The 20,009-nt window shown below is 27.0% G+C and carries 17 protein-coding genes; 15 read left to right on the forward strand and 2 right to left on the reverse strand.

Features of this window, described 5'->3' with window-relative positions; translation table 11 throughout:
• Nucleotides 1-116: 116 nt before the first annotated feature.
• The 10 genes from ACWPW7_RS07345 (at nucleotide 117) to ACWPW7_RS07390 (ending at nucleotide 10,496) form a co-directional block, all read left to right on the forward strand.
• Complete coding sequence (locus ACWPW7_RS07345; RefSeq protein ID WP_454052978.1) at nucleotides 117-884, forward strand: ATP-binding protein; 768 nt, start codon at nucleotides 117-119, stop codon at nucleotides 882-884.
• Nucleotides 885-1,247: 363 nt separating this feature from the next.
• On the forward strand, nucleotides 1,248-1,583 hold the full coding sequence (locus tag ACWPW7_RS07350) for a DUF898 family protein (protein ID WP_291561549.1): 336 nt from the start codon (nucleotides 1,248-1,250) through the stop codon (nucleotides 1,581-1,583).
• A 621-nt stretch (nucleotides 1,584-2,204) separates the two neighbouring features.
• On the forward strand, nucleotides 2,205-2,681 hold the full coding sequence (locus tag ACWPW7_RS07355; RefSeq protein WP_454052979.1) for a GNAT family N-acetyltransferase: 477 nt from the start codon (nucleotides 2,205-2,207) through the stop codon (nucleotides 2,679-2,681).
• Between the two features lie 98 nt (nucleotides 2,682-2,779).
• Nucleotides 2,780-3,286, forward strand: a complete 507-nt coding sequence (locus ACWPW7_RS07360) for a GNAT family N-acetyltransferase (RefSeq protein ID WP_454052980.1) — start codon at nucleotides 2,780-2,782, stop codon at nucleotides 3,284-3,286.
• A 438-nt stretch (nucleotides 3,287-3,724) separates the two neighbouring features.
• On the forward strand, nucleotides 3,725-5,074 hold the full coding sequence (locus ACWPW7_RS07365) for a cell wall-binding repeat-containing protein (RefSeq protein ID WP_454052981.1): 1,350 nt from the start codon (nucleotides 3,725-3,727) through the stop codon (nucleotides 5,072-5,074).
• A 164-nt stretch (nucleotides 5,075-5,238) separates the two neighbouring features.
• Entirely contained in the window at nucleotides 5,239-6,117 is an 879-nt protein-coding gene (locus ACWPW7_RS07370) for a GNAT family N-acetyltransferase (RefSeq protein WP_454052982.1), read from the forward strand.
• 298 nt (nucleotides 6,118-6,415) lie between these two features.
• Nucleotides 6,416-7,426: an ABC transporter ATP-binding protein gene (locus tag ACWPW7_RS07375; protein WP_454052983.1), complete on the forward strand. Its 1,011-nt coding sequence runs from the start codon at nucleotides 6,416-6,418 to the stop codon at nucleotides 7,424-7,426.
• 3 nt (nucleotides 7,427-7,429) lie between these two features.
• A complete protein-coding gene (locus tag ACWPW7_RS07380; RefSeq protein WP_454052984.1) occupies nucleotides 7,430-8,302 on the forward strand; it encodes a carbohydrate ABC transporter permease in 873 nt (290 codons plus the stop codon).
• Between the two features lie 13 nt (nucleotides 8,303-8,315).
• Nucleotides 8,316-9,140, forward strand: coding sequence for a carbohydrate ABC transporter permease (locus ACWPW7_RS07385; protein ID WP_454052985.1), 825 nt, complete (start codon nucleotides 8,316-8,318; stop codon nucleotides 9,138-9,140).
• Nucleotides 9,141-9,167: 27 nt separating this feature from the next.
• Nucleotides 9,168-10,496, forward strand: a complete 1,329-nt coding sequence (locus tag ACWPW7_RS07390; protein ID WP_454052986.1) for an ABC transporter substrate-binding protein — start codon at nucleotides 9,168-9,170, stop codon at nucleotides 10,494-10,496.
• Between the two features lie 540 nt (nucleotides 10,497-11,036).
• On the opposite strand, the gene ACWPW7_RS07395 is transcribed toward ACWPW7_RS07390, so the two are convergent.
• The gene (locus tag ACWPW7_RS07395; RefSeq protein ID WP_039636638.1) at nucleotides 11,037-12,605 is read right to left on the reverse strand and encodes a DEAD/DEAH box helicase; all 1,569 of its coding nucleotides are present in this window, start codon (nucleotides 12,603-12,605) and stop codon (nucleotides 11,037-11,039) included.
• A 259-nt stretch (nucleotides 12,606-12,864) separates the two neighbouring features.
• Between ACWPW7_RS07395 and ACWPW7_RS07400 the strand changes: the two genes are divergently transcribed.
• The 4 genes from ACWPW7_RS07400 (at nucleotide 12,865) to ACWPW7_RS07415 (ending at nucleotide 17,652) form a co-directional block, all read left to right on the forward strand.
• A complete protein-coding gene (locus ACWPW7_RS07400; RefSeq protein WP_454052987.1) occupies nucleotides 12,865-14,124 on the forward strand; it encodes a M16 family metallopeptidase in 1,260 nt (419 codons plus the stop codon).
• Complete coding sequence (gene recX, locus ACWPW7_RS07405) at nucleotides 14,117-14,938, forward strand: recombination regulator RecX (protein WP_454052988.1); 822 nt, start codon at nucleotides 14,117-14,119, stop codon at nucleotides 14,936-14,938. Before ACWPW7_RS07400 ends, recX begins: the two co-directional genes overlap by 8 nt.
• A gap of 425 nt (nucleotides 14,939-15,363) precedes the next feature.
• Nucleotides 15,364-16,539 carry a transglutaminase-like domain-containing protein gene (locus ACWPW7_RS07410; protein ID WP_291561521.1) on the forward strand — a complete coding sequence of 392 codons (1,176 nt, stop codon included), beginning with the start codon at nucleotides 15,364-15,366 and terminating at the stop codon, nucleotides 16,537-16,539.
• Between the two features lie 264 nt (nucleotides 16,540-16,803).
• A complete protein-coding gene (locus ACWPW7_RS07415) occupies nucleotides 16,804-17,652 on the forward strand; it encodes a polysaccharide deacetylase family protein (protein ID WP_454052989.1) in 849 nt (282 codons plus the stop codon).
• A 68-nt stretch (nucleotides 17,653-17,720) separates the two neighbouring features.
• Here ACWPW7_RS07415 and ACWPW7_RS07420 read toward each other — a convergent pair whose 3' ends face one another.
• Nucleotides 17,721-18,086, reverse strand: coding sequence for a tetratricopeptide repeat protein (locus tag ACWPW7_RS07420; protein ID WP_291561514.1), 366 nt, complete (start codon nucleotides 18,084-18,086; stop codon nucleotides 17,721-17,723).
• A 772-nt stretch (nucleotides 18,087-18,858) separates the two neighbouring features.
• On the opposite strand from ACWPW7_RS07420, the gene ACWPW7_RS07425 reads away from it, so the two are divergent.
• Complete coding sequence (locus ACWPW7_RS07425; protein ID WP_454052990.1) at nucleotides 18,859-19,392, forward strand: hypothetical protein; 534 nt, start codon at nucleotides 18,859-18,861, stop codon at nucleotides 19,390-19,392.
• The last annotated feature ends 617 nt before the right edge of the window (nucleotides 19,393-20,009 follow it).

Here is a 20,009-nt window from a genome sequence, read left to right on the forward strand (position 1 = left end):
TAATAAACCAGTATGCTAGAATATTTTTCTTTCATATTTCTAAAATAGATTAACATATTTGAGTTATTATTTTCTTTTAGATTTTTAAATTAATGTGTGCTATGGAGGTATAAGTTATGATTAGAAAAATTGTTCATATAAATGAGGAAAAATGTGATGGTTGCGGCATATGTGTAAATGCATGTCATGAAAGAGCTATAGAAATAGTAAATGGTAAAGCAAAGCTTGTTAGTGATATGTACTGTGATGGACTAGGAGATTGTTTAAATTGCCCTCAAGGTGCTATTGAGATAATTGAAAGAGAAGCAGGAGCTTATGATGATGAAGCGGTGAAAAGAAGAATAGAGGATATAGATAAGGTAAAAAAAGAAACTAAAGAAGAAAGTAAAGCTATGCCTTGTGGATGCCCTGGAACAATGGCAAAGAAAATTGAAAGAAAGGCAGGATTAAATCTAAGTACAAAGGCTTTAAAGAATGATATATGTGACTGTAATTCTAAAGAAGAAAACAGTAGCTTTAATTCAGAATTAAGTCAATGGCCAGTACAATTAAGATTAGTAAATCCTAATGCACCATATTTTGAAGGGGCAAATTTATTAATAGCAGCAGATTGTACTGCATATGCTTATGCAAATTTTCATAGAGACTTTATAAAAGATCATATAACTGTAATAGGTTGTCCTAAATTAGATGATAATGACTATTATAGAGAAAAGTTAGCTGAAATTTTAAAAAGCAACAATATAAAAAGTATAACTGTTGTTAGAATGGAAGTACCTTGTTGCTCAGGTATAGTAAGTTCAGTTAAAAATGCAATGCTTCAATCCCAAACTATAGTACCTTATAGAGAGGTAACAGTGGGGATAAATGGAGAATTAATTTAATTGCTAATTTAAAAATAATAAAGTAAGAAAATAATTAGATATTCAATTATTAATATAATAATAAGTGTGACAAAGATTTTATAAAATGATTTCATAAAACCACCCCATTAATAGTTTATGAAAGTTTAATATAAAAAATTTCTTAAATAAATAAAATTCTTATTTAAATATAAGAATTTTATTTATTTAAATAAGAATATATTACTTTTAACATTTTATAGAAAAATTTATATGATAATTTGAAAATAATTATCAGTAATTTATAAAAGTTAAATAAATTGAAAACTTTATAATTATTGGTAATATTATATAAAATTTCCCTTATAATATTGTTGTAATAATATTTAATTCAAGGGAGATAAAATGGAATTATCAAATCGTAATGTGAAAAGGGAATCTTATTTTGATGGAGGATTACTTCAATTAATAGGATGGAGAATACTAGGAATATTAATAACTGTATTAACTTTAGGAATATGCTATCCTTGGGCAGAATGTATGGTTTATGGTTGGAAAATTAACCATACTGTAATAGAAGGCAGAAGACTAAAATTTACAGGAACTGCTGTAGGTTTATTCGGCAATTGGATAAAATGGCTTCTGTTATCTATTATAACTTTAGGCATATATGGTTTTTGGGTTAGTATTGCTCTAGAGAAATGGAGAGTAAAGCATACTATTTTTGTAGATGGTATTTAGTATTGCTTTATTCAAAATAATTTGGAACTAATCATTAATATTATTAGTTTATCTAAAAGCGTGGTGTTTTCGCGACGCTTTATTGTTTTATAGATAAACCACATAAAAAAGTTAATGTATAACGATAACTACGATACTAAACATTTTAATTAACGACTTAAAATAATGCACAATTAAGGTTGAAATTAATTTCTTTAAATAGATTTTGGGGTAGAAATGACTGTATCACCTTAAAAATAAATTAATTTAAAACTTCTTCCGTAAAGGAGGAAGTATCAATAATTCTCCATTCACAATTGTTAATTTTCAATTGTATAAGGATTCCCCTGAGGGGCAGTATAGTTCGGAACTATATCAGTAAGTTTAACTAATATTTTGAATAGACTAAAACTACTAGTTTCTTTATAAGAAGTGAGTATATCACTTTAAAATAAATCAATTCTAAATTTCTCGGTTTCTGCTAGGAAATGTCCAAAATTTGGTGCATTTATAAATTAGCATTGATAATTTAAATTCTAAAGATTAAAGTTTACAAAAGCTATGTGTGATTAATAGTAATTTGTACTAAAGTATATAGTATAATATAAAAAAAGATTTCACAGAAATGGAAGGGTTAAGAATATGAATGATATTATAGATAAGTTAAATATTAAAAAAATAGAAAATGAAGAGTTGTTTCCCTATGACTTACTGTTGTTAGCAGATCCTTCACCTGGTTTAATAAAGGAATACACATCTAGAGGGGATGTTTATATTGCAGAACTACATAATAGAGTAATTGGAGTATATGTATTAATTAAAACAAGACCTGCTACTATGGAGCTTGTAAATCTTGCTGTAAATGAAAGTTTTCATGGAAAGGGAATAGGAAAGGCGCTAATTAAAGATGCAATAGAAACAGCAAAGAAAGCGGATATGAAAACCTTAGAAGTAGGTACGGGAAACTCCAGTATTTCTCAGTTAGCACTATATCAAAAGTGTGGATTTAGAATAAGAAGTATAGATCATGACTTTTTTATAAAACATTATGATGAGCCTATTATAGAAAATGGAATACAGTGTGTTGATATGGTTAGGTTATCAATAGATTACCATTAAATTATAATGTTATAAAATTTAGGAAAATAAATAAATTGTAAATTAATATTATCATACAAAATTAAGTAGCGGTTTATATTATTAGGAGGTATCTCAAAATGGATTATCAATTTAGGTTAGCAAATAAGTCTGATTTAGATAATATAATTAAAATATTTTCTAATGCAATACAAGATATGAAAGAAAAGGGTATTGATCAATGGGATAGCATATATCCTAATAGTGATATTATTAAAAATGATATAAAAAATAAGCAAATGTATGTGCTTATATATAATAATAGATTAGTTTCAACTATAGTAATCAATGAACAACAAGATCCAGAATACCAAGCTGTTAATTGGACGCAAAGAGAAGGAAATGTATGTGTAATTCATCGCATGTGTGTTGATCCTACAGTACAGGGTAAAGGATTTGGTAAGAGGACAGTTAGTTTTGTTGAAGATAAGGCACTCGAAAATAACTATTCAATAATTCGTCTTGACGCTTTTTCTAAAAATCCTTTTGCTATCCATCTATATGAAGCATTGAATTATAAATGTGTTGGTGAAGTGCAGTTTCGTAAAGGTAAATTTTATTGTTACGAAAAAATATTACATAAGTAAATAAGAATTTTTATTAATTACGATAATATGATGGCAATATATTTTTTATAGGTTTTATTGTCTACATTATCGTAGGGGCGAACATTGTTCGCTAGTTTTACTTATAATATCTCCTTTGTATAAGAGTACACTGATATATCAAATATCAACATATATTAGAACATATCTTAAAATTTATATATTTAAAAAAAGCAAAGAGTTTAGTTCTAAAATTAAAATTACTTTAGAATTAAACTCTATTTTAATATTTATAAAATTCGACATAAAATTTTATAAAATACTGTATTAAACAATGATAGTAAAATAAAACACTAATAATACTTTAAAAAATTAAATAATAATAAAAATTTAAAGAAAATTTTTATTAAATTAAAATTGAAAAAATAAATAAATTATGGTAATCTTTAATAGATAAACCAAAAAGGGGAGATAAAGTTAATGAAAAAAAGTGTTTTAAAAATTTTAAGCTGTGGACTATTAGCTACTTTATTGTTTAATAGCAGTGTAGTTTTTGCAACAGAAGCAAAAAATGAAAATGCTATACAAATGATGATGGAAAGCGAGGCTAATAATAGTCCTGAAGATGTTTTCAATTTTTCAGGAGAATGGGTAGAATCTTCAGTAGAAACTACTACTAAGAGACTATATGGAGGCAATAATACGGGAAGATATGAAACAGCAGTGGCTATTTCTAAGGAAAAATGGGCAAATGGATCAGATACAATAGTACTAGTTACTGGAATGGATTATCCAGATGCACTTAGCGCTACACCATTAGCGGCAAAGCATAATGCTCCAATACTTTTAACTGAAAATAAAAAGTTACCTCAATCTGTAAAAGAAGAGATAAAAAGATTAAGTGCTTCTAATGCAATTATAGTTGGTGGAAATGGTGCTGTATCTAAAGAGGTAGAAACAGAATTAAAAGCCATGGGTGTTGCAACTAGAAGAATTGATGGAAAGGATAGATATAACACAGCGGTAAATATAGCTAAAGAAATTGGTACAGAAAATGGAATAGCTGTTGCTTATGGATTAAATTATGCTGACGCATTATCAATAGCTCCAGTAGCAGGAAAACTTTCAATGCCAATTATATTAACTCCAAGTAATTATATGAATGAAGATGTCAAAAATTTTATAGCTTCAACAGAAATTAATGAAACTGTTATTGTAGGCGGAATTGGAGCTATAAGTTATGAAGTTGCTTCCGCATTCCCAAATCCAATGAGAATAGGTGGACAAAATAGATTTGAAACAAATATAAATGTATTATCTATTTTTGGAAATTGGCTAAGTTATGATGAAATTTATGTAGCAACAGGTATGAACTATCCAGATGCATTATCTGGAAGTGCAGCTGCAGCAATGACAGGTTCACCATTAATCTTAGCAAGTGCATATGAAGTAGATGACAATACTGCTATGTATGCTAATTTTTTAAGGGCTAAAAAGGTTTATGGACTAGGTGGACAAGCAATTTTAAGTAACGAAGTTTTATCATATATTGGAGAAGCAGCTCAATATTTTGATATTGAAAATATAAAATCAAAACCTGTAACTGTTAATAAAGATCAATTTGCTATGTTACCAAGTGCAGTGTTTGTTTTACCAGATGGAAAGACAATTAATGAAGTATTACCTAAAATAGTAGAAATACAATGGCAAACTGAAGATTTAGTTATAGATACTTCTATAGTAGGAGAAAAAATCTATACTGGTGTTGTAAAAGGACATGATATAAACGATGATAAATACAAAGTAGAATTAAAAGTCATAGTAAAATAAATTTTAGTTTAATTGTATAGTAAAAATGGAGAAGTAATAAAAACTTCTCCATTTTTGTTTGTAAAATAGTTAAAAAACAATAATATAAAGTAAATATAAAAGAAATAACCAATAAATGCAGAATTATATATAGTAGTAACAATTTAAATATTGGAGGGATTTCCATGGAAATAGAGGGTATGAAGCTATCTGTTATAGATAAAGAAGATTTAGAAAAAATAGCAGAATTTATGGCAGTAATGAATATGAGAAAAGAAAATCATATAGGATACTGTGGAGATAATAAAGATGAAATATTGGAAATTTTACAGGAAGATTTTTTACCAAATAAAAGCTTAATATTTTTAAGTGATGAAAAAGAAATAGTAGCTGTATTAGGTGTAGATTTAGATATTGACAATGAAACAGCAGAAGTTCATGGACCTTTTGTAGATGTAAGATATGGTGTAAATCTTGCTTTAAAGTTGTGGAATAATATACTACCTTTAATACCTAAGAAAATAAATAAAGCAAATATGTTTTTTAACTATAAAAATTCCTTAGCTATGGAATTTTCCAATAGTTTAGATTTTAATTTTAAAAGTAATCAGTTTATACTATCACTAAATAGAGAGGATAGGATAGAGAAGCTTAGTGATGGAGTAAGGATATTAAAAGAGGATGAAAAAGATGAATTTATAAAGCTTCATGACAGTATTTTCCCTAATACTTACTATAGTGGAGACATGATAGTTAATAAAATAAATTCAAAAAATAAAGTTTATATATACAAAGATAAAGATGAAATTCTAGGATATATATATGTAGAGGTATGTCCAGAAGCTCAACAGGGGAATATAGAATATTTAGGCGTTACTCCTAATTCTAGAGGGCGTGGATTAGGAGTTAAATTATTAAATATTGCAATTGATTTCGTGTTTTCACATGATACTATAATGGAGATAATCCTTTGTGTGAATTGTGATAATGAAGCAATTAAATTATATAAAAAATGCGGATTTAAGGAAAAGAATTTCTTGAAATTTTATCAACTATATTTATAGATGATTAGTAAAGATAGATGTATAAAATTAAATAAAATTTTAATCTATGAAAAATACTAGAAAGCTGTTTAACTTTACATTCTAGTATTTTTTATTTTGCAATTTATTTTAATGATTTAAAGATTTTTAATTACTATTTTTAAAAATGCAATAAAGTATTTGAATTTGACTTATTTAGATATTTAATAGATGAGTAGATAATTATATGTATATCCTATTGGAAAAATAATTTAATAAATGTTAACATTACCATGGAAATTCATATTAATGACAACTCAAAAGATAGGTGATAGAGTTTATGAAAATTGCAATAAATAATTTAGCAAAAACATATGAAAATGTTAAAGCTGTGGACAATTTAAGTATAACAATAGAACAAGGTAAATTTGTTACCATATTAGGGCCTAGTGGTTGTGGAAAGAGTACATTACTTTTTATGATATCAGGTATCTTAGAGCCTACAAAAGGAGAAATTTATTTTAACGATATAAAAATTAATGATGTTTCTATTGAAGATAGAAATATTGGAATGGTATTTCAAAATTACTCTTTATATCCTCATATGACCGTTGCGGAAAATTTAATGTTTCCTTTAAAGATGAAGGGAATAAAGAAAAAACAAGCTTTAGAAAAAGCAAAAGAAATTAGTAAGTTGATTCATGTTGAAGAATTGTTAAATAGGAAACCAAAGGAGCTTTCAGGAGGACAGCAGCAAAGAGTTGCAATTGGAAGAGCAATTATTAAAGAGCCTACAGTTTTACTTATGGATGAACCTTTTTCCAATCTTGATGAAGCATTAAGATTGGAAATGAGAGAAGAGATTAAGTTTCTTCAAAAGAAAACTGGCATAACAACTTTATTTGTAACCCATGATCAAGAGGAAGCGCTCAGTATATCAGATAAGATTTTGCTCATGAATCAAGGAAAATGTATACAATATTCTACTCCTAAAGAGCTTTATGATAATCCAAACTCTATTTTTTCTGCTTCATTTATTGGAAATCCAAAAATCAATTTACTAGAAAAGGATGATTACATAACAAATATCATTAAGAAAGATAAAAATCTTAATGAGGGAATTATAGCTATAAGACCAGAGGATATAGAAGTAAGAAAAATAGAAGAAAATATAAATAAAAAGAATCTTCAAGGAATTATTGAAGATGTACAACCTATGGGAAAGGATATTTACTTAAAAGTAAGAGTTGGAGAAAGTCTACTTTGTGTAATTACTACAAAGCATACGAGCTTTCTTTATAAAGATAGAGTGGCTTTAAATTTTAAGAAAATTCATAATTTAAAGGAGTAAAGTATGAATAGAAATAAAAAAGTTATATTTTACTTACTTCCTAGTCTTATTATAATTTTATTGTTTCAAATATATCCCATAATTAATGTATTATCTATGAGTTTCTATATTAAATTTGATTATATAAAAGATATTGTTTATGAAAAAGGACTGGGAAACTATAAATATGTGCTCACAGATCCGGATTTTTATTTAGCATTAAAAAATACTTTTATATATGTTTTAGTATCAGTGCCATTATCTATAACTATAGCTTTAATTTTTGCATTAATACTTAATAGTAATATAAAATTTAAAGAAGCTTTTAGGAGTGTATATTTTTTACCTTTCGTTACATCCGCTGTAGCCATTTCTATAATTTGGCGATGGATATTTAGCAGTGATTATGGTCTTATGAATAATATTATAGGATTATTTAATATAGCACCTCAGGAATTTTTAAATGAAAGTTTTTGGACAATACCTCTTTTAATATTTTTAAATATTTGGAGAGGCATTGGGTATAAAATAGTTATATTACTAGCGGGACTTCAAAGTATAGATAAAAAGTATCAATATGCAGCAATGATAGATGGAGCATCAAAATGGAAATGTCTTAAGGAAATAACTATACCTTTATTGTCGCCAACTATATTCTTTTTGTCTATAACCTCTGTAATTGGTAGTTTTAAATTATTTGATGAAGTTTTTATACTTTATGATAAAAAGCCTGGACCTTTAAAAAGTGGTATGACTATCGTATATTATATTTTTAATAAATTTTATATGAATTGGCAATTTGCTACAGCGGCGGCTGCTGCATTTGTACTTTTTATAATAATTTTTATATTTACTTTGATACAGCTTTTTGTAGGAAAGAAAAAAGTACATTACTGAGGGGGAGAGTCTATTGAAGGGAAAAAAATTACTTAAGGTGCTTAAATATATTTTTCTATTAACAGGTGCAATATTTATTTTAGTACCTTTTATATGGATGATATTGACTTCATTAAAAGATTTAAGTGAGATATTTTCCAAAGATATAGTTTTATTCCCTAAAAGGTTAAAATGGGAAAATTATATGGAAGTATTTAAGTTAAATCAATTTACGAGGCATCTTTTTAATAGCATAATTGTAACAATTTGCATAACTTTAGGAGAATTATTTACTACAATTTTAGCTGCGTTTGCTTTTTCAAATTTTAAATTTAAAGGTAGAGATTTATTGTTTACATTGCTTTTAAGCACAATGATGATTCCAAGTGAAATCCTTGTAATACCTAACTTTGTTTTATTAAGTAAGTTAGGATGGATAGATACTTACAAAGCATTAATAATTCCTTGGTGCGCAAGTGTATTTGCAATATTTTTTCTTCGTCAGTACTTTTTGGGAATACCGAAGGAGCTTTATTATGCAGCCAAGGTAGATGGATGTAGTGATTTTAAATATCTTTGTACTGTAATGGTACCAATGGCTAAACCAGCTATAATTACTTTAGCTATATTAAAGATAATAAATAGCTGGAATGCTTTTATGTGGCCGCTTGTTGTAACAAATTCAGAAGAAATGAGAACTCTTCCTACAGTACTTGCTAAATTTTCATCAGAAGTAGGGATGGATTATAATTTATTAATGGCAGCGACAACAATAATAATTTTACCTATGATAATTATTTATATACTACTATCTAAATATATTATAAATGGTGTAAGTAGAAGTGGTATAAAAGGTTAATTATATAAAAGGAAAGAAGGGGTTTAGGTGAAGAAAAAATTACTAGCTATAATTTTAGCTGGAATTACAACCTTATCAGTAGTAGCCTGTAATAAGGTTGAAGTTAATAATGATAAGGACACAAAATCAGCAATTTCTACTGAAATTAAGGAGAATGTAGAAATTCAATTTTGGCACTCGATGAAAGGCGAAAATGAAGAGGCATTGAAGAAAATAACAGAAGATTTTGAAAAGGAAAATACAAATATTAAGGTAAAGCTAGTAAATCAAGGTGGATATAGAGATTTATTTGAAAAACTTATGGGAGCGGCAAAGAGTAATACATTGCCTAACATAACTCAAATATATTGCAATAGATTATCTTGGTATATTGATAAAGGTTTAGTAGAAGATTTAAAACCATACATAAATAACAATCAAGTAGGGCTATCTAAGGAAGAAGTAGAGGATATTTATCCTATATTTTTAAGTGATGGTCTCTGGGGAGAGAATCAATATGCGCTTCCTTTTAATAAAAGTCAAATGGTACTTTACTATAATGAAGATATGCTTAAGGAAAAAAATGTAGAGGTCCCAAAAACATGGGATGAATTTAAAAAAGCAGCGGAAAAATTAACTGTAGATAGTGATAAAGATGGAAAACCAGAGGTTTATGGAGTTGCTTTTCCAAATAATATTTCAACAGATATAGCCATTTGGGTTAGACAAGCCGGTGAAGAAGTTATAGATGAAGAGTCAGATAAGATTAATTTTAATAAAGAAGAAACTAAAGAAGCAGTTAATCTTATTAATGATATGATTCAAAGTAAAGTTGCTAGACTTGCTGGAGAGGATAAAAATCCCAATAATACCCTAACACAAGAAAAATCAGCAATGTGTATAGCATCAACTTCAGCAATTCCTTATATTGAAAAATCAATGAGAGGAAATTGGTCTTTAGCGCCATTACCAACTCATAAAGAAGATGCACAGCTTTATTATGGAACTAATGTTGCAACTTTTAATACTGGCAGTGAAGAGGAAAAATTAGCTTCTTGGCTATATGTTAAATATTTAATCAACACAGAAAATACTGCATACTTCTCAATGAAAACTGGTTATATACCAGTTAGGAAATCAGCTTTAGAACTTGATAATTATAAAAAGTTCTTGCAAGAAAATCCACGAAAGGAAATTCCAATGAAAACATTAGATAAAGGATATAGTGGAGCTAGATCAATAGGAGTTATTCCAGCTTTAGATGTATTAGGAGAAGAACTTGAAAAAGTATTTGCCAATGAAAAGTCAGTAGACGAAGCTTTAAAAGATGCACAGGAAAAAGGGGAAAAAGCAATGCAAGAAGCTAGAAGTAACTAATCTTTAAAAACAAAATTAGGTATATTTAAAAAATAATTAGTTAATATAAAATTGAGAATTGACGATTGACAAAGGAGAATTATTGATACTTTTCCTTTATGGGAGAAGTTATAAATTGATTTCTCTTTGAAGTTATGGAGTAACTTCTTATAAAGAACTAGTAGCTGTAGTCTATCCATAGTATTAGTTAAATTTATTGGCGTCGTTCCGAGATATACTGCACCTCAGGGGAACCCTAAAGGGCTTCACTACTGTTCCCCTGAGGTGGAAAATTAGCAATTGTATTGCTAGTAAAAAATCTATTAAAGAAATTGATTTGATTAAAACTAATTTCAACCTTAATTGTCAAATGTCCATTTTTAATTCTCCATTAATTAAAGTTGTGAATTGAAATATTTAAGGATAGTTTATCTATATATGTAAAGGAATATAATGAGAAGTTTAAAAAGTACAAATTAAAACCCTTGTTATTACTAAATTCAAGTCTTAAATTCAGTAATAACAAGGGTTTTTAATAGTCTAAAATAACAAGACTAATTTTTATTTTCTTCTAGTAGATAATTCTATTCTAACTTTTCTTTGATTAATTTTTTTACCAGAGCTTCTCTCAATTATATTATCTACTAAATTGCTTGGTACATCTACAAATGTAAACTTATCTAATATGTCTATACGACCTAATTCTTTAGATTTAACTTCAGCAGTATCATCTAAGAATTTAACTAAATCTCTAGTGGATACACTATCTAATCTTCCAACAGAGAAGAATAATCTAGACATCTCATCATTTTTCATAGTATCGTCTGTGTATTCAAAATTTAGTTCTCTATCAAATAATATTTTAATTAAGGATGCAGCAACATCTTCTGCACCAAATTCATTTATAAGATCTTTAGATATTTGAATAAAGTTTTCATAAGAATTTTCTTCTAATGTCTCTCTTATAGAGTCTAGTATTCCTTCAGATTTTGAAGTAAATATTTCAGCTAAGGTAGGTACTTGTTTTCTTAAAAGTTTACTTTTAGTATCATTTTCTATTTGTCTTATCATAGACATTTCCTTACGAGTGGCAAAGCTATAAGCAGTACCCTCTTTATTTGCCCTTCCTGTTCTTCCTATTCTGTGAATATATGATTCACTATCTTGTGGAAGATCATAATTGATAACATGAGTTATATCTTCAATATCAATACCACGTGCAGCCACGTCTGTTGCAATTAAATAATTTAAATGTCCAGTTTTGAATTTTTTAAGGGTATTTAATCTTTGAGTTTGCTTCATATCACCATGCATTCCTTCTACAATGTATCCCTTACCTTGTAGAGCGTCTACTAACTCATCTACACCTCTTTTAGTCTTACAGAATAATATAGCACTTTTAGGTGCATCTACGTCCAATATTCTGCATAGAACTTCAAATTTATTCTTTGGATTAACTTCAAAATAGTATTGTTCAATTTTAGAAACTGTTAAAGATTTTTTAGCTATAGCAACATGTTTTGCATCAGGCTTCATATAATTTTTAGCTAAATTCTTTATTTGTTTTGGCATTGTAGCAGAGAATAGTAAAGTTTGCCTATCTTCTTTTAAATTACTTATTATAGCTTCAATATCTTCTATAAATCCCATATTTAACATTTCATCTGCTTCATCTAAAACTAAGAACTTAGCATCTTCTAGCTTTAAAGTTCTTCTATTAATATGGTATAAAACTCTTCCAGGAGTTCCAACTACTATATCTACGCCTTTTCTTAATGGAGTTAATTGTTTTTCAACGGATTGACCTCCATATATAGGAAGTATTTTATATTTTTCATATTTATTTATACGGGATAATTCTTCACTAACTTGTATTGCAAGTTCTCTTGTTGGTGCTAATATTATAGCTTGAACCTTTCCATTTGAAGGAGCCATTAAGCTTAAAAGTGGAGCTCCGAAAGCTAACGTCTTACCTGTTCCTGTCTGAGCCTGACCTATCAAATCATATCCTTCTAAGCTAACAGGGATACTTTTAGCTTGTATTTCTGAAGGAACTTCAAATTTTAAGTCATTTATTGCACGTAGTACAGAAGGTTCAAGACCTAAATCGTCAAATTTTATTTTATTCATTAACATTCCTCTTTCTATTATTTGGTTTAAATGTGTGTATATTACATATTCGTTACGTTAAAATACATCTAATAGTAACATAGTATTTCCATAATAGCAATTGATAAACCAAAAAAACATAAGTTATAAAAATATATATATAAAGATACAAAATAAAAAAGAAATAAATAATTTTAATTAAAGGTTAATTTGATTTACAAAAACTAATATATTATAGTATTCTAGAGAGATTATAATAATTTTAAAAAAAGGAGCAAATATGAAAAAGCATATTTTTGATACTTCTGAAATAACACTAATAAATGGAATAAAATTAATTACTATAAAAAGAGATACTCAAATATCTTCAATTCATGTAGGGGTAAATATAGGAGCACTATATGAAAGGGAAGAAGAAAGAGGAATTGCACATTTTATTGAGCACATGCTTTTTAAAGGAACTAAAAACAGAGATAATGAAACTTTAAATAATGAACTTGAAAATTTAGGAGGAGAGTATAATGCTTATACGGATTATAATTGTACCGTATTTAGTAGTACTACTTTAAGTGAAGAAATGGAAAATTCTATGAAGCTTTTAGGAGATTTGGTATCAAACTCCATTTTCCCAAAAGAGCAGATTGAAAAGGAAAGAGGCGTAATTGTTGCGGAAATAAAAAGTGTGAAGGATGATTTAGAAGAGCTTAGCTTTGAAGAAGTTAACAAGGCAGCCTTTACAAATAGCCCTTTAAAATGTGATGTTATAGGTAAGGAAAAATATATAAGAAAAATGACTAGAGAAGCATTAGTTACATTTTATAATACTTACTATGTACCAAATAATTGCTATATAACTGTTGTTTCTAATCATGAGCACGAATATATAAAATCATTGGTAAAAAAATATTTTGGACATTGGAAAGAGAAAGATTTTATAAAACCTCCAGTAAGCTTAGAAAAAAATCTTCATAAAACTAAGATATCCTATAAAAAAGATATTGAGCAAAGTACCATAGTTTATCTCTATTCTTTTGATAATCTTACAGAAGAGGAAGAACTTGCTCTAAGAGTATTAAATCATAAGCTAGGGGAAAGCTCTAACTCGATATTATTTAGGGAATTGAGAGAAGAAAGAGGACTTGCTTATGATATTTATACAATGTTAGATTTAAGCGATAAAATAAAAACTTTATATATATATACTTCTGTGTCAGAAGAACATGTAAAAGAAGCTATAGATACTATAGATAATTGTATTTGTGACATTGTGGAAGAAAAAGTAGTGTTCGATGATAGTACTATAAATCTTATGAAAAAAGTATTTAAAACTGCAGTGGCTTCTACAGTTGAAGATTCAACAGACCTAGGAAACTATGTGCTTCATCAGGCTATGGAAGAAGAATATATTTATCAATTTGTAGAAGACATGAAAAATATGGATAGAATAAGAAAAGAAGATCTTTATAATGTGGCTAGAAAGGTCTTACAAAAACCTACAGTTCATATTTTATTACCTGAAAAGAGTGAAAATGATGAGTAATGTTATAACTAAAATTGAAATTCAAAAGAAAAATAAAGATAGAGTAAATATATATTTAGACGGTGATTTTAGTTTTGCTTGTAGTAGTGAACTTGTTTACTATCATAATCTTAAAAATGGTATGATAGTTGATTTAGAAAAACTTTCCGACATAGTTGAAGAAGACAACTATATAAAGGGAAAAAACTCTGCATTAAAAATCTTAGAAAAGAGCTTTAAAACTGAAAAGGAAATGTATAATAAATTATTACAAAAGGAATATGATATAAAAACTATAAATAGAATTATAGAGTTTTTAAAGAGCTATTCCTTTATAAATGATGATAAGTATGTAGAGCTATATATAAAAGAAAAAATTAAAGCTCAAGGAAAAGGCAAGATAAGATACTCTCTTTTAAATAAAGGAATAGATGAAGAAAAAATAAACTTTTATTTGAATAATATTTCTTCTGAGGAAGAAAGAGATATAGCTTATAAATTAGGAGAAAAGAAATACAAGATATTGTGTAAAAGTGAAAATAATGTACCTAAGCTAAAGAAAAAGTTAGGAGATTATCTTTTGAGAAATGGCTATAACTTTGAGGTAGTGAATGAAGTATTAAATAAAGTGATTAAGGAAGAAGAAGAAAAAGAAGTAATAGAAGAAGTTGAAGACAATTTTGATGAGCTAGTAAATATTGCTTCTAAACGCTTTAATATAATCATAAAATCTGAAAGTGATAGTAAAAAGCAATACAAAAAGCTTCATGATTATTTACTGAGAAGAGGATATAAATATGATGAAATAAAAGAAGTCTTAAAGGAAATTTTCTAGAATTGCCATTAATTGTGAATTGAATTTCCCTAGAAAGATGGTTATATTTAATTTTAAGATTAAAACTAATTTCTTTAATAGATTTTTTTACTAGCAATACAATTATTAGTTTTCACCTCAGGGGAACAGTAGTGAAGTCCCTTAGGGTTCCCCTCAGGTGCAGTATAGTTTGGAGCAACATCCATTGAATTTAATTAGAATAATGGAGATACGTAATATAACTAAAATTTTAGTTAATGTATTAAATATTCAATCATATCATACTGCACCCTCAGGGGTATATTTTAGAATGTAGTTTATACTATTAGTTTTATGTATATACTTTTAGTTTTTTATGTTTTTTAATTTATAGTATACCCCAGCGGTGGAGAGATATAAAAAATTGTGAATTTATATATCCATGTAAGTAAAGGACGGTGAATAAAGTGAAATATAATGTAATTACAATAGGATTAGTTGCTGCATTATTATATCCTATTTTGAAAGGATTTTTATTAAAATATTCCACTTCTGCTTTAAAAGAAACTATTAACTCTGTAATAGGAAGCTTGTCTTTTGTTGCCTCAATTTTTATAGGGGGACATTATATAAATGAAGTTTTTACATTACATAATCAAGGTTCCTTCAATAATATATATAAATATATGCCCAATTTTATAATGAGTTTTGGAGAAAAAAATCCTACAATAATTAGATGGCTAACTGGAATAGCCTTAATTATTATAATTCATAGTATTATTATTTTTATATTTCACCTTATAAATAACATAACTTTATATCCTCTTTTTGATGGTATAGATAATAATTTAAAAAGAAAAAGTAATTTTACTAGAAGAGTTTTTGGTGGAGTATTTCAAATTCCAAAAGGAATATGCTATTCTATTATTTTAGCTTTTTTACTAAGCTTTGCTGCTATGTTAAATAAAAATGAAAATTATTTAAAAGCGCTTAGTGAATCAGAACTTTATACTTATATATCTAATAAGGTGATAACACCAATAACTAATTCTGAGGTTATAAAAAATTTACCTAATGCATTGAATGACTCATTTAAAATAATAGTTGAAGACAAGGAAGGAAAACAAAAGTTACCTTTTAGTAATTATATTAATAAAAATGTCATAGTTTATTATAATGGTGTTACTTTAGAGGATGGTATAAAGTCAAATGAGCAAATTAATAATTTTGCTATAAATTTAGTAAGTCAATATAATATGAACTATGATAAAGCAAAGGCTATATATAAATGGGTTGGTAAAGAGATAGAATATGATGATAATAAAGCACTAAACGTTATAAATAATAATATGAACATAAAATCTGGAGCTATTGAAGCTTTTAACACTAGGCAAGGTGTATGCTTTGATTATGCATGCCTTTTTGTTGCTATGTGTAGAGCAAATGATATAAAAGTGAGAATGGTTATAGGTGAAGGTTTTAATGGAAAACAGTGGGTAAACCATTCTTGGAATGAATTTTATGATGATAGTGAACAGAGATGGATAAAGGTAGACCCTACCTTTTATAGCGGAGGGAACTATTTTGATAACAGTAACTTTGATAGAGATCATAGGGATGCTACTATTGCTGGAGAATGGTAATACAATTGAGAATTGAAAATTGACAATGGACAATTGAGGGGATTTCTCCTTGATGGAGAATTTTTCGATTGATTGTTTTGAAGCTATAAGTAACTTATATAATTGAAAATTGACAATGGACAATTGGGGATACTTCTCCTTGAATGGAGAAGTTTTCAGTTGATTACTTTAAGACTACATGTAACTTATATAATTAAAATTTAATAAATGTGAACCCTTATTAAGTAAGGTTAAAATATAAAAATTAATATTTTTGGGGGCGCTATGAAAAGTGAGGTTAAAAGAAATTTAATTATAGTAATAGCTATAATTGGATTTTTTTCTTTAGGTTTGATCATAGGATTATATAACAATAAGGTAAAAGCTATACATTTTACCACTGATACATCTAGTGAAATTAATGAAAAAGATCAGAAATATAATTTTGTAGATGAGAAACTAGATAAAGAAGAAAACTCTAATACCCCTAAAGAAGAGATAATGGAAGAAACTGAAGTTGATGGAGAAAACATAGAAAAACCTATAGAGAAAAAAACAGTTTATTTAACCTTTGATGATGGACCTACAACTAACATTACACCTCAAGTATTAGATATATTAGATAGATACAATATAAAAGCAACCTTTTTTGTAATAGGGTCTTTAGCAGAAACTAATAAAGAAGTATTAAGAGACGTTGAGATAAGAGGTCATACTATAGGAAACCATACTTATAGTCACGATTATGATTTAATTTATTCATCTGTTAATACATTCATTGAGGACATAGATAAAGCTGATGAAGTATTAGAGGATATACTTACAAACTACGAAAGAGGGCTTTTTAGATTTCCAACTGGGTCCTTTAAAAAATATCAGTTTATTGAAGCGGTTAAAGATAAAGGATATAAACACTATGATTGGAATGCATTAAATGGAGATGCTGAAGCACTTAATGTCCCAGTTAATAAGTTAATTCGTAATATTAAGAAAACAGTAGGTGACAAAAATAAAGTTATTATATTGATGCACGATTCTCAAACAAAGCAAACTACTGTAGATTCCTTACCACAGATAATTGATTACTTAATAGAGGAAGGATATTCTTTTGAAACTTTAAACAACTATGAATGATGATTAAAGTATAGATCATATTACTTATTATAATTATTTTAATGTAATAAAAAATAAGACTTTCCTAACTAGGAAGTCTTATTTTTGTTGTAATAGGTTTCAAGTATTATACTTATAGCCTTTTCACATTCTTTATCGCCATGATTTAAGGCCCAAGCAGTATTGAAGTAGTTTAGAGCTTTATTATTATTATTTAGCATCGCATGACAATAGCCTAAGTTAAAAAAGTAAGAGCTTTCCCTTTTTAATCTTATAGCACAGTGCAGAGTAGCAATAGCTTTTGGGAAATCTTTAAGCTTAATAAAACACACTGCTGTATTATATAGCGAAGCCGCTTCATTCTCTTTCATTTCTACTGCTTTTGTATACATAGAAATTGCCTTTTCATATTTCTTATTATTATAAAGCTCATTTGCTTTATCAAAATAGCTCATTTATAACCCTCCAATAAAATGTTCTTTATTATTTGTAATAATTACCATAAAAAGATTTTTTATACTAGGTTTAAAAAATATTTACATTTTATTTTTATATTTATGTATTTAAATTAAATTAATTAGCATAATTTACGAATATAAAAACTCCAACAAAATATGTTAATCTTTCATTGAAAACAAAGAATTAATAAAGATAACATATATGTTAGAGTTTTGTAACACAAATGCTACTACAACAATTGAAGATTTAAAAGACTTTTTTACTATAATTGATGATACTTACTAAACTAAGAATTATTAATGTCTTATATAAGTCTTTTAAGTAAAAAGTAATAAAATAGGAAATTTATTTACTACTCAAGGGGAAACTTTTTACAATATGTGTAATAATATAAAATAAGAGCTTATATAATTTATAATTAGTAGACAGAGATAACTATTTCGTATAATTAATTATATTTTAGATGATTGCAGAATTGATAATTAAAAAAGTGTGGATAATTTTTTCAAAACAGCAATTTTTTTAGATAAACTTATGTGTACCTAAATGAGGGAATAATAATCTAAGTTGAAATTTTATAAAATTTATTTACAAATCTACAGAAATTTAATTAGGTGAGTATATCATATTCGGAGGTTAGTGAAGTAAAATATACAATAGATATTTTGTAACATCAGTAATATGAATGGTTGTGCTATTCTGAAATCGACTAATTAATTATATTTTACTAGGAGGGAAAAATGAAAGTTAATATTCGTTTAAAATATTTTGCTTTCTATAATACTATTATTTTTTGTAGGATTTATAATTATAGGTTTTGATATCATAAGAAATCCACTAAAAGAAAAGATAACTTTAACACGCTCTCAGATTGAAGTTGTAAACTTAAATTTAAAAAAGATTATATCACTAGAAAACATGATTGACCCCAAAAATTCTAATCCATATGAACAAATAAAAGCTAATAAAATGGAATATGATGAAATTATTCAAATGGGTGAACCAGTTGTAGATTTTTTCATATCAGAATTTAAAAGAGGTAATTTAAATGATGCAAATTATTGGATAACAGCATGGATTTGCAACGAAATCCTTGGAGATAAGAATCCAGTAAAGATTTGGTCAGAGGATAATAATAGTGGATGGAGTTCAGGAGAAGATTGGTTTGAAAAGTATATAGAGATTGAAACGTCACGCACATTATATGAAAAAATAAAATTGATAGCTATAGTTATAGCTATTATAACTATATGTTGTGTCACTTATTTTCATCAAAAGCAAAAATGTGATGGTAGAAAATAGAGGTATTGATTATGAATACATTTTTATAGCATCAATTTGTATTTTTAGATCATTTTATGATTTTTAAAGAGCACGAAAAAGACAAACAAAGTAAATAATTCAACAAATAATAAAGTTTATAGTAAGAAAAAATGAGAAAGTATTTGTAACGTCAAATGGTCAAAAGCATTATACAAAAGAATTTAAAGATACAATAGTAGAGCTTTATATAAAAAGAATACATGGAAGTGTAGTTTATATTAATTATAAAAAAAATGTGAATATTTAGCTGAAAATTTGCGTGAAAAGTCCAATTTTTTGAGCTTAAGGCATTGACATAGATTCACTTTTGCAGAAAAAATTTAAAAAAATTGTTTCATAAATTTTGTAATAGAACTCAATTTAATTATACAAATATATTTATTAAAGTTATAGAATTAATTCGTAAAAATTTACTAAGATATTAGACTGTTATTCAGATTTACATAATCATAGTAGATAGCCTATATATACTTGTAAATTTGAAAAAAAAATATATATATATTTATATAAGTGTATTAACACGAATGGAAAGTAAAATATAGCTCATAATCTTTGCTATTTTATTGATTAGATAATATTTTTAAAACACACTTTAG

The organism is Clostridium sp. Marseille-Q7071 (assembly GCF_965112025.1).

Coding starts and splice junctions, on each gene's coding strand:
- ACWPW7_RS07365 (WP_454052981.1), top strand. CDS start 3,725: ATGAAAAAAAGTGTTTTAAAAATTTTAAGCTGTGGACTATTAGCTACT.
- ACWPW7_RS07395 (WP_039636638.1), bottom strand. CDS start 12,605: ATGAATAAAATAAAATTTGACGATTTAGGTCTTGAACCTTCTGTACTA.
- ACWPW7_RS07375 (WP_454052983.1), top strand. CDS start 6,416: ATGAAAATTGCAATAAATAATTTAGCAAAAACATATGAAAATGTTAAA.
- ACWPW7_RS07415 (WP_454052989.1), top strand. CDS start 16,804: ATGAAAAGTGAGGTTAAAAGAAATTTAATTATAGTAATAGCTATAATT.
- recX (WP_454052988.1), top strand. CDS start 14,117: ATGAGTAATGTTATAACTAAAATTGAAATTCAAAAGAAAAATAAAGAT.
- ACWPW7_RS07420 (WP_291561514.1), bottom strand. CDS start 18,086: ATGAGCTATTTTGATAAAGCAAATGAGCTTTATAATAATAAGAAATAT.
- ACWPW7_RS07350 (WP_291561549.1), top strand. CDS start 1,248: ATGGAATTATCAAATCGTAATGTGAAAAGGGAATCTTATTTTGATGGA.
- ACWPW7_RS07370 (WP_454052982.1), top strand. CDS start 5,239: ATGGAAATAGAGGGTATGAAGCTATCTGTTATAGATAAAGAAGATTTA.
- ACWPW7_RS07345 (WP_454052978.1), top strand. CDS start 117: ATGATTAGAAAAATTGTTCATATAAATGAGGAAAAATGTGATGGTTGC.
- ACWPW7_RS07380 (WP_454052984.1), top strand. CDS start 7,430: ATGAATAGAAATAAAAAAGTTATATTTTACTTACTTCCTAGTCTTATT.
- ACWPW7_RS07360 (WP_454052980.1), top strand. CDS start 2,780: ATGGATTATCAATTTAGGTTAGCAAATAAGTCTGATTTAGATAATATA.
- ACWPW7_RS07400 (WP_454052987.1), top strand. CDS start 12,865: ATGAAAAAGCATATTTTTGATACTTCTGAAATAACACTAATAAATGGA.
- ACWPW7_RS07355 (WP_454052979.1), top strand. CDS start 2,205: ATGAATGATATTATAGATAAGTTAAATATTAAAAAAATAGAAAATGAA.